The 9,419-nt window shown below is 61.5% G+C and carries 10 protein-coding genes; all 10 read right to left on the bottom strand.

Annotated features, from left to right (window positions below):
• A partial coding sequence (locus tag NE850_RS27855; protein WP_310699683.1) for a phage tail protein occupies positions 1-1,966 on the bottom strand: 1,966 nt, incomplete at its 3' end.
• Between the two features lies 1 nt (position 1,967).
• Positions 1,968-2,543 carry a tail assembly protein gene (locus tag NE850_RS27850; RefSeq protein WP_310699682.1) on the bottom strand — a complete coding sequence of 192 codons (576 nt, stop codon included), beginning with the start codon at positions 2,541-2,543 and terminating at the stop codon, positions 1,968-1,970.
• Between the two features lie 4 nt (positions 2,544-2,547).
• Positions 2,548-3,291, bottom strand: a complete 744-nt coding sequence (locus tag NE850_RS27845) for a Mov34/MPN/PAD-1 family protein (protein WP_310699681.1) — start codon at positions 3,289-3,291, stop codon at positions 2,548-2,550.
• Between the two features lie 45 nt (positions 3,292-3,336).
• Positions 3,337-4,017, bottom strand: coding sequence for a phage minor tail protein L (locus NE850_RS27840; RefSeq protein WP_310699680.1), 681 nt, complete (start codon positions 4,015-4,017; stop codon positions 3,337-3,339).
• A complete protein-coding gene (locus tag NE850_RS27835) occupies positions 4,018-5,118 on the bottom strand; it encodes a hypothetical protein (protein WP_310699679.1) in 1,101 nt (366 codons plus the stop codon).
• Between the two features lie 2 nt (positions 5,119-5,120).
• Positions 5,121-5,459: a phage tail protein gene (locus tag NE850_RS27830; protein ID WP_310699678.1), complete on the bottom strand. Its 339-nt coding sequence runs from the start codon at positions 5,457-5,459 to the stop codon at positions 5,121-5,123.
• Positions 5,459-8,200: a phage tail tape measure protein gene (locus NE850_RS27825; protein WP_310699677.1), complete on the bottom strand. Its 2,742-nt coding sequence runs from the start codon at positions 8,198-8,200 to the stop codon at positions 5,459-5,461. The genes NE850_RS27830 and NE850_RS27825 overlap by 1 nt, the downstream gene beginning before the upstream one ends.
• Positions 8,193-8,690 (bottom strand): HK97-gp10 family putative phage morphogenesis protein, encoded by a 498-nt coding sequence (locus tag NE850_RS27820; RefSeq protein ID WP_310699676.1) that lies wholly within the window; start codon positions 8,688-8,690, stop codon positions 8,193-8,195. The genes NE850_RS27825 and NE850_RS27820 overlap by 8 nt, the downstream gene beginning before the upstream one ends.
• Positions 8,690-8,941, bottom strand: a complete 252-nt coding sequence (locus tag NE850_RS27815; protein ID WP_310699675.1) for a hypothetical protein — start codon at positions 8,939-8,941, stop codon at positions 8,690-8,692. Before NE850_RS27815 ends, NE850_RS27820 begins: the two co-directional genes overlap by 1 nt.
• Positions 8,942-8,985: 44 nt before the next feature.
• Positions 8,986-9,405 (bottom strand): hypothetical protein, encoded by a 420-nt coding sequence (locus NE850_RS27810; protein ID WP_310699674.1) that lies wholly within the window; start codon positions 9,403-9,405, stop codon positions 8,986-8,988.
• Positions 9,406-9,419: the final 14 nt, after the last annotated feature.

Here is a 9,419-nt window from a genome sequence, read left to right as displayed (position 1 = left end):
GGTACGAAACGGCCTTGTCCGCGGCATTCCACGCGATGACCATGATGGTTTTCGAAATACCCTGGTCGATAACCGAATAAGTCGAGACCGTGACGCCGGTCGGCGGCGGCTGCACCGACGGCGGCACCACCGTAACCGGCCGCACCTGAATGGCCGCGCCGTTGTCGATCGCGGCGTACTTGCCCGGCTCGTACTGCGTCGCGTTGACCGTGTAGGTGATCTGGCCGTCGTCGTCGCTCTCCTGCACGCTCACCACGCGAAAGAGTTGCGAGGCGAGGTCGGCGCTCTCCAGCATCCACACGGCGCCGGGAACTGGAGGCGTGGAGAAGCCCGCTGCCACCGTGACCGTGTCGCCATCGACGCCGGATACCGTTTGCTTCTCGGCGATGCCCGTCGGCAAAATCACCGTAAGCGTATCGCCGGCCGCAACCGCTGGCGCCTTGTCGAGGGTGATATTGCGGCCACTGACCGCGCGCATGCGGCCGCCCATGCGCCTGCCAGCCTTCGCCGGATCCGCGACCGCGATGATCTGGCCCGGCGCGCAGAGTGTGCCGTCAAGGCCGACCGCGAACGAAACCGTGTTCGTCTCGTACCGGCTCGTAAGCAACGTCCACAGGCCCAGCCGGTGCGCCTGTCCCTGCGAGGTCGTGCCGAACGCAGTGATCTGCGCTTTCGTGACGCCGTAGCGCGTGATGCCGTCCTGATCCGGCACATACTCGACGGTCTGCTTGTACTGGTTCGCCGGGTCATTCCAGCTCACCAGCGCCGTCGTGTAGCGCGTTTTCAGCGCCGAGCCGACATACTTGAACTGGCCGTTGACGACGTTCGCCGCGGTGTACACGTAGACCGGATCGGCCGGCATGTCGGAAGCAGCGACGACCGAACCCGGGCCCCAGTAGGCGATGCCGCGGAACGTGGTCGCGAGGTCTTGCAGCACCTTGTAGGCGTCGGCCTGCGACTGGATCACGCAGTTGCACGTAAAGCGCGGCTCCTGACCGCCCTTCCCGTCCGACACCATCACGTCGCAATACTGCGCGATCTGGTACAGCCCCCACTTGTCGACCATAGACGCGTCGACACGGTTGCCGAGACCATAGCGCTTGTTCAGCACCAGGTCATAGAACACCCAGGCCGGGTTATTCGACCATGCAGTCTTGAACGTGCCGTCCCACGCACCGGAATACACGCGTGCCACTGGATCATAGTTCGACGGCACGCTGATAATCAGGCCGTTGATGTCATACGAGCGCGTCGGCACGGAACTGAACGACTGCGCGTCGAACGACAGGCCGACCAGCGCACTCATCGGATAGCGCAACTTCCGGTCAATGACCTCGGTGATTGCCTCAATGTTCACCGTGTCGGCGATCAGCGAGCTATGAGCATTCGGCGTGATGCGGCGCACGCGCACGAGCCAGCCGGTAGTCGCGGCGGGCAACTCGATGCGCACGCTGCGCTCATACAGCGAAGTCGTCTTGCCGTCGAACGCACCCGACACGACTTGCGAATATGAGCCGGCATCGGTCGCAAGGTCAATCGCATACTCGACGCGATAGCCGGTCACGTTGCCAGTCGATGAGTCCGACTTTTGCAGCGCCGGCACACCGAAGCGGATGCGCACAGCCGTGAGCTGCGTGTTCTGCGCCTGATGAACCCACGGCGCGGAATCCGTCAGCGGCGTGCTCACCGCCGTTTCATTCTCGACTGCCGGGAAACCGGAGAGGTACGTTTGATCCTGCGTGCCGAGCCGATAGTCGACGCTGTAGTTCTGGAAGTTGGTCGAGCCGTCGCCGTTCTGAATTGGCGTGCCGTCGAGGAAGACGGATTGCAGACCATTTGCCAGACCGCCAATCGGCCCCTCAGAAATAACGTCGAGCACCTTCGCATACGCGATGGAATGCAGGCTATCTGGCGACTCCGTTGGCGTGCTGCTGGAGCCGCCGCCCTTCGCCCCTTGGATTCGCATGTCAGTTCTGATCCTGCGCGTAAATACCGCTGCTGATGACCTTCGATCCGACCGTCATCCGGCCGTACACCAGAGGAACTGGCTCGCCCTGCGCCGCACTATTGATCGGTCCGTTGAAGTAGTACGACGTGCCGTTGTTCGGCCCGGCGCCGGCGAGGCCGCTTGTCTGCGGGCTGAGCATCTGCATGACGCCGCCGAGCATCATTGAAGCGCCGAGGCCGATCAGCGTCGAGCCGCCGAACTCACTGGTGAAGACGCCGACGACAACTAGTGCCGCACCGAGAATGGTCTGGAACAACCCGCCGTTCTTGCTGCCAATCAGGATTGGCGCAATGCGGATTTCGTCCTCACCGACTGGATGCACGATCTCGTCTTCTGTGATGTTGCGGCGGCCGTGGAATACGGCGAACGTCAGCCCGTTGTCCCTGGCGTTCATCATGAATTTCTCGAAGCCGGGAACGGTCACGCACAGCGCGCGCATCGCTTCGCGCGTCGATGACACGGCGAGACGATGGATGCGACCGAACCGAGTCCCCGCGACGCCATAGAGGCGTACGGTTCTGAGTGTGTTGCTCATCTGTTTATCCCTTATAGCGCAGCACGTTGCGTAGGCCGTGCGCCCACATACCGCCCCAGACGGTGCGCCCGGAAAGCTGCCCATACATGTGGTGCAGCAATACGTTGTCGCCCAGATAGATGCCCGAGTGATTCGGCACGCCGTTCTTGCTTCGGATCTGCATCAGCAGCACGTCACCGACTTTGAGATCGGCGGTTTGCCCCATGTCTTCAAACCCGGCCCTCTGGACGTTATCGAGAAAGAGATTTGAGACGCCATCAGCCCACCAGCCATCCGGCCGATCAAAGTCAGGCAGCGTCACACCGCGCTCGAGCTGGTAGTAGCTGCGAACGAGGTCGTAGCAGTCGTGCACGCCATGGACGAACTGGCGCCCGAGGAGCGGCGCGATAAAGCCGGTCGGCCCGAACTCACACCAATCGTCAATGCCGATCGAGCCATCCGCCTGCACGCCCAGCGAGACAATCGCCCAGCGCGCGACACCGCTTTGCTCGCACATGGCGACATCTGCCGCACTTGGCCGGGCCGGCGCGCCAGGGTGCGAATGCACAACTGCAACGATCTCGCCGAGGTCTTCAGCGCGCGCGTAGTCTTCCGCCGACATCACGAAGTGTTCCGATGGCGTCGATGCGACATTGCGGCAACGCACATAGGTTTCGTGCCCGTCCTGCACCACCACCAAACCGCACGCTTCACGCGGGTGTTCCGCGAGCGCGTGATCGGCGATCGCTGCTCTGATTCGTTCGTCCATAAAAAAACCCGCCGAAGCGGGTCAGTGGATGCGGGTTAGGAAAGGTCAGGAAAGCGTGTCGCTCAGGAAGCCGCCGAACGGCAACGGATTGTTGACGCCGAACCGGCAAGTGCAACCGCTCGTCTTCTTGCTGCACCGATCAAGCGCCGGGTCGCTCACCGGGTTGTCGTTCGTGTCGAAATAAGCGGTGCCTGTATAGCCGCAATTCGCGTCGCGGTACATCCACTGGCAACCGGGCGCGATCTGACGCGCTGGCAGTTGTTGGCCGCCGAAGTCCAGCGCCGACGAGAGCATGAAGTCGACTTGTACGTTCGTCTCGCCGGTCTTCTGCTCGATGTACCAGAGTTCGGGTGCCATCTCCTGCGTCGGGTCGGCCGTCGGATTGCCGCCCGGAAAGTTGACCGCATCGAGATACTTCGTCAGCGTGCGATGGCGGCGCACCTTTGCGCCAACCATGTCCGCGAGATAAACGCACAGCGCGGAGATCGTGCCGCTCAGGTTGCCAACGGATAGCGTGGGCGATGGCTGTTGCGCGTCAGACGTGTGCTCGAATCCGCTCGCCTGAATCGGCCACGGCTTGTATTCGTTGCCCTGCCAGTAGATCGAGGTCGATTGCAGGTGGCCGTGAAAGCGCAGCATGTCGCCGCCGATTGCCGTGCAATCTACCTCGAATAGCTCGATCAGCGCGCCGGGTGCGAGCTGCTGGATGTCGGCGGTGATGGTCATTTAGACCATCCGCATAGCATAGATCGTGCAGTTGACGCCAGCGGCGGCGCCGCAACGTCCTACTGCGTTCACCGTTGTGCTGCTAGATACGTTATAGGGAACGGGCGGCGTTGCGAGGGTGGCGGATATAGCACCAGCTGCGGAGCTTACATAAGTGCCGATGCCCGCGAATCCTGATGTTGTGCTCACACCAAGGGTAAAGTCGGAGGCGCTTCCAGAGGATACGTTGATGGCCGCAGTGGCCCATACCAGCCAGTTTCCCGGTGTCAGCAGGACGCCAATTACAGCGGCGGCAGCGCCGGCAGACAAGCCTCCAGAGGGCTGCGAGGCGCTCTTGATTTCGCCCACACGCCCAGCCGCGACAGTCGCGCCGCTCACCATTCCAACGCTGGACGCCGGGCTAGGGAGATTCCCGCTATCCCACGGCGTGTTACTCGCGAACGTGGGCCGCAGCGTAAATGTGGCTTGGCCGGTAACGCCCAGTGTGCCGCCCACCGTCACATTGCCGGAATACGCGGCACTTACGCCGGAGTACGCGCCAGCGGCGGAGATTGTCGCTTGACCACTAGCACCGAATGACGCGCCACCCGTTAGCGTAGTGAGACCGGTCACCCCAAGCGCGCCCGCCACGGTTTCATTGCCGCCTACTGCGCAATTGCCGTTGACCGTCTCGTTATCGCTATTCGTGCGCCCGCGCATTAAAACAGTCCACGCATGCACACCGTCCGTGTCCATCAGCGCGGTTTCGCCGGGGTTCAGCTTCGACAGCGCAACGGTGTCGCCCGAGCCGGTCGTGATGGCCAGCGTCACAAGCGTTGCGCCGGTATTGCGGAGCAACGTCACCTGATCGGCGGCGCACGTCGAGGCCGCTGGCATGTTGATCGTGCCGGGCGATGCGAGATTGATATTGACGCGCTTGCCGACATGCAATGCGGCAGTTAATGCCTGCGCCGTCGTGATGGTAGCCGCTGCGCTTGTGAGCGCCGCCTGTGCATTCAGCACCGCGACGTTCGAATTGGCCTTCGTGAAGCCGGTACGTACGGGATCGCCATCGGAACCGGCCGGCGCCGTGCCGAGATTTACTGTCTGGAGTGCTGTCATGGTCAGGTAGCGAAGGTTTGATCGAACGTTGCGGTGATCGTGTACGTGTTGCCGTCTTTCGTCGGCTCGGAGTACTTCTCACAGGTGAATAGCGCCTGCGGGCGCAGCAGCGGCGTCCAGTTGAATGCAGTCGCGCCGGCGTGCGCATCTAGGAACGCGAGAATTGCCGTGATGGTCGGCGCGTCGCCGATAAACGTCAGGTTGTACGAGGACGCCCGGTTATTGATGCCGTCTGCGATCTTCTGCGCATATCCGTCGCCGAACTGCGCTTTGCGCACGCGCAGCGCCGCGCTACCGGACAGGTTCGAAACTGCCGGCGCCCACGTGAAGGTATCGGCCATCAGCTCACCCGGTTCTGCATTTTCCAGAGCACACCGCCCTGCTTGCGCTCGCTCTGTAGCACCGCCTGAACGGCCTGCCTGATCTTCGTGCTCAAGTCGCCAGCATTCTGCTGGTCGGCAGCGCTATTGCTGCCCTGCACGGTGACGGGGACCGACACGGTGAGATCACCGCCGCCGCTCGATGAGGTAATCGCGTGATTCGGGATGATGGTTCCCGAGGTTCCCGGATTGAACAATTCCGGACCCTTCTCGCCGACAAGGTACGTCGTACCGGCATCGACAGGGCCGCCCGTCGCGCGCGCCGGGATGGTTCCCCAGCCGCCGGTGTTGCTCACAAGATTGTCGAGCGTATTGCCGCCCTGGACGTTCGCAGCCGCAGTCCCGAAGCCGTTACCGAAGCTGCCACCGAAATAGCTTCCGGCGGCGCTGATTGCCGCGCTGAACAGACCCGAAACCGCCGCGCGGGCCTGCATGCGGATGATGTCGGAAATGATGCTGTCAGCAAGGCTCTTGAAACTTAGCTTGCCGGTCATCGCGAAGCTGACAAGAGCGTCCTCCATACCCTTTGCCGCATTGGTAACGGCTGACTCCGTCTGCGCCGCCATGTTGTGGGCCGCATCGTTGTAATTGGCAATTGCAGCGGTCGCTCCATTCGTCCAGTCGGCCTGCTTCGCCTTCAGCGCGGCGTAATAGGCGTCGTAATCCTGCAGAGACTGGTCAAGACCAGCTTGAATGTCGGCTTGCGCCTTCTTGTAGTCGTCACCGCCGATCAATCCCTTCGGCGTCGCTTTGTTGAGCTGATCCTGCTGCCGCTGATATTCCGCATAGATGCCCTTGACCGCCTGCACGTTCTTCAGTGCATCTGAGCCCATACCGAAGGCGTCGAGCTCGCGACCATACTGGTCTCGCTGCTTTTCCTGATAGCTTGCGATCGACGCGTCGATCTGTGCCGAGCGTTCCTTGAGCTTGTTGATGTCTTCGGTGTGTTGCACCTCTTTCGATAGCTCGACGTTTTTTTGCAACTGCGCGCGGATGGCATCCTGATTCGCCACCAGGCTCTTTTGATCCGCCGTCAGCGTCTTGCCCTTCCAATCGCTGATCTGCTGGTTGAACTTGGTGAGCTCCTTCTCGGCTTCCGTCATCTTGCCGGTCGTCGAGAGCTGCGATTCCATCTCGGCGGCCTGATCGCGAAGCTGCTGCATAAATCGCGTCGCGCCGTCGTCGGTGTAGGCCTTCTGATGCTTCTGCCCGCCGTCGCCCTTGGAGAAAGAAAGGGTTGGGCCGGATGCGGAGCCGCCGGACGCTGCTGGCGGGGCGGTGTTGGACCAAAGCTTATTCAGGAACTGCGAGTAGCCCTCGCCCTGCTTCTTCAGGTTGTCATATCCGACCTGTGCGGCGTTCACAGCAAGCCTGAACTCGCCGCTGAGCGCGAGTGCCGTCACGCTGGCCAGAGTCGCCACCACTTCAGAAGTCTGCTCAAACCCAACCACCAGCGTTGCAACCGCGGTAGCGGCCGACTTCATAATGACCGCGACGCCGTTATAGAAGTCGTTCAGAAGTGGCTTCATCGCGACGTTGCCGGTCATGGCGTCGGTCAGATTGATGATGGTCGGCAGCAGTTGAGCTTTGGCGCTCAACGTCAGCGCATCCATCTTCGCCTTCGACAAATCCATCTGCTCTTTGAGCGCCGCCATCTGCGCGACGGTTTCGCCGCCGATCACCGCGCCCGCCCCCTGCGCGGCCGCGCGCAAATCATCGAGGCCGGCGCGGCCGCGATCTAGCAGCGGAATCAAGTCGTTGCCGGACGAGCCGAAAAGCTCGTTGGCGACCGCAGCCTTCGATGCACTATCCGCCGACTTGCTGAATGCGTCTGCAATCTGCGGGAGCAATTGTTCCGGGCTGCTCTTTTTGAGGTCTGCCAGTGAAATGCCGACAGCAGAAAACGCCTTCGCCGCGTCCTTGTTGCCGCTGACGGCCTTATTTTGGGCGTCGCCCAAATCAGTGAGTGTTTTGGTGGCGTCCTTCATATCGACGCCCACCGACTTCGCAGCAAACGCCCACTGTTGAATGCTATCGGTCGATTCGCCGGTTTTCTTGTGCAGGTTTTCCACCTGCTCGCCATACTCAGCCAGGACGTCGCGGGCGTGATAGATGGTCGTGGCGGCCACGGCAATCACCCCGACGAACGCGCCGATCGTCAGCGCTGTCTTGTTGAAGAGCATCGACATCGCATCAGTTCGCTCGCCGAGCACCAGCAGCGACCCACCAAAATTCTTCCAGTTTCCTTGCGACATTTCGTGAGCCAACACCAGCAGCTCGCGACGCGCGCCGGCGGTGGCGAGATTAAATCCTTCCGCTCCGTGCGCTCCGCTGTTCATCGCCTGCTCGGCGGCCTTGATCTTGTCGATATAGGGCTGCGCTGCATCGGACACGCCAAGCTCCGCGGCGCGCAGTTCCATCAGTTGCGAGCGCGTCTTGCCAGCCTGATCGGCCTGCTTCTGCAGCGAAGTGAGCCAACTCTCTGCGGTCTTTGCGGACTTATTGAACGCATCCACCGCAGCTTGGCCTTGGTCCTGCAGCGCCTTGCGCGAGGCGTCGATCGCAGATACAGAATTGGTAAGGCGCTGCCGGATGGCGTCCTGGCTTGTGACGAAGTCAGCGGCGCTCTTGCGCGCGCGGTCCATCTCGGAGATATACCCAGAAGCATCCCCCGTCAACCGCACCACTGTTTCGTTAGCCACTCGTCAACTCCCTCACTTTTTGATCAATTACGGCGGCGAACGCATCGGCCGCCGCCTGCCTCATCGCGTCGTACGCCGGGCGCAGGAATGGCTTCGCCGGCACCCACACCTTTTGATGGGCTGCCCGATGAGCAGCCCACGACACGCCATCCGGCTTCGGCGGCCTCGACCAGTGGCCGTATTCGAGGAATCGGCCATAAAAAGCATCCTTGCTCCACGTGATGAGGTACGTCGCACGCAAACCCTCAGCAGATCGCTCCTTGTCATAGGCGATCAGGATGTTGTCGCGCAAGAAGCCAGGGGTAATCTGCGTCCCCTTGCGCTCGTAAGTGCCATCGCCCACCGGCGCCCGGTGCTTCACTTCGTCGAAGATGACCCGAGCGCCTGCAACGGTGGCCTGACGAAGCACCGACTCGCTCGCCACCGTCTCCAGAGCATCGATAGCGGCGGTCAGCGCTTCCGGGTTATCGATCGAGAGCTTGAGAGCCATCAAGCCGCCTTGTTCGGGAACATCATCGACAACAACAATTCGGACTGAGCATCGGGGTCGTCAAGAAGCACCGGCTTCACCTCATCGGCCTCAACCTGGTGCACTTCGTTCCAAGGGATGAAGTCGAGTGTGCCGAACGGCTCGCGCTTCACCTTCGAGTCACGATTGATGTTCGCCAGCATCGATGCGATCGTGCCGGCGCGAAGGTCGTCGTAGTGGCCGCCGCGCTGATCAATCTGGTAGGAAGCCATGTACTCAACGAACTCCGCGCTCGTGATTCGTTGTTGCAGCTCCCTTACTGGGATGCCGAAGTCGATGCTGAGGCGGAGCCAGAATCGCCGCTCTGGGCGGCTTCGGAGTTTTTTGCAGCATCCTCCACGGCGCCAGTTTTCATGCCATTGATGCGAACAGCAACCTCGGAGATACGGTCGAGAACCGCGCTGCCTTGCGCCTGAAGTGCGGCGACGTCGGATTCGTCGAGCACCAAAGCGCCGGTTTCATCGACAACCGTGGCGAGCAACAAATCAGCCTGAGATTGGCTGATCGCCACCTTTCCCGCTTCCTGCTTTGCGTAGTACGCATCGCGCGCGAGGCCCGACATTTCCGACACGATCAGCGTCACGCCGTCGCCCCACTCAGGCACGTCGACGGATTCGGTTTTGAGGTGAGCGGCGCCGAGGATGGCGGCCTTGGTTTCTTTCGAGAGAATGGGCACGTGAATTCCTGATT

Origin of the sequence: Paraburkholderia sp. USG1, assembly GCF_031570135.1 — a bacterium.
Taxonomy (GTDB): Bacteria; Pseudomonadota; Gammaproteobacteria; order Burkholderiales; family Burkholderiaceae; genus Paraburkholderia; species Paraburkholderia dioscoreae.
The sequence above is the reverse complement of the archived record's forward strand: the minus strand, read 5'-3'. Positions and strand labels throughout refer to the sequence as shown.

Coding starts and splice junctions, on each gene's coding strand:
- NE850_RS27840 (WP_310699680.1), bottom strand. CDS start 4,017: ATGACCATCACCGCCGACATCCAGCAGCTCGCACCCGGCGCGCTGATC.
- NE850_RS27815 (WP_310699675.1), bottom strand. CDS start 8,941: ATGGCTTCCTACCAGATTGATCAGCGCGGCGGCCACTACGACGACCTT.
- NE850_RS27830 (WP_310699678.1), bottom strand. CDS start 5,459: ATGGCCGATACCTTCACGTGGGCGCCGGCAGTTTCGAACCTGTCCGGT.
- NE850_RS27835 (WP_310699679.1), bottom strand. CDS start 5,118: ATGACAGCACTCCAGACAGTAAATCTCGGCACGGCGCCGGCCGGTTCC.
- NE850_RS27820 (WP_310699676.1), bottom strand. CDS start 8,690: ATGGCTCTCAAGCTCTCGATCGATAACCCGGAAGCGCTGACCGCCGCT.
- NE850_RS27845 (WP_310699681.1), bottom strand. CDS start 3,291: ATGGACGAACGAATCAGAGCAGCGATCGCCGATCACGCGCTCGCGGAA.
- NE850_RS27850 (WP_310699682.1), bottom strand. CDS start 2,543: ATGAGCAACACACTCAGAACCGTACGCCTCTATGGCGTCGCGGGGACT.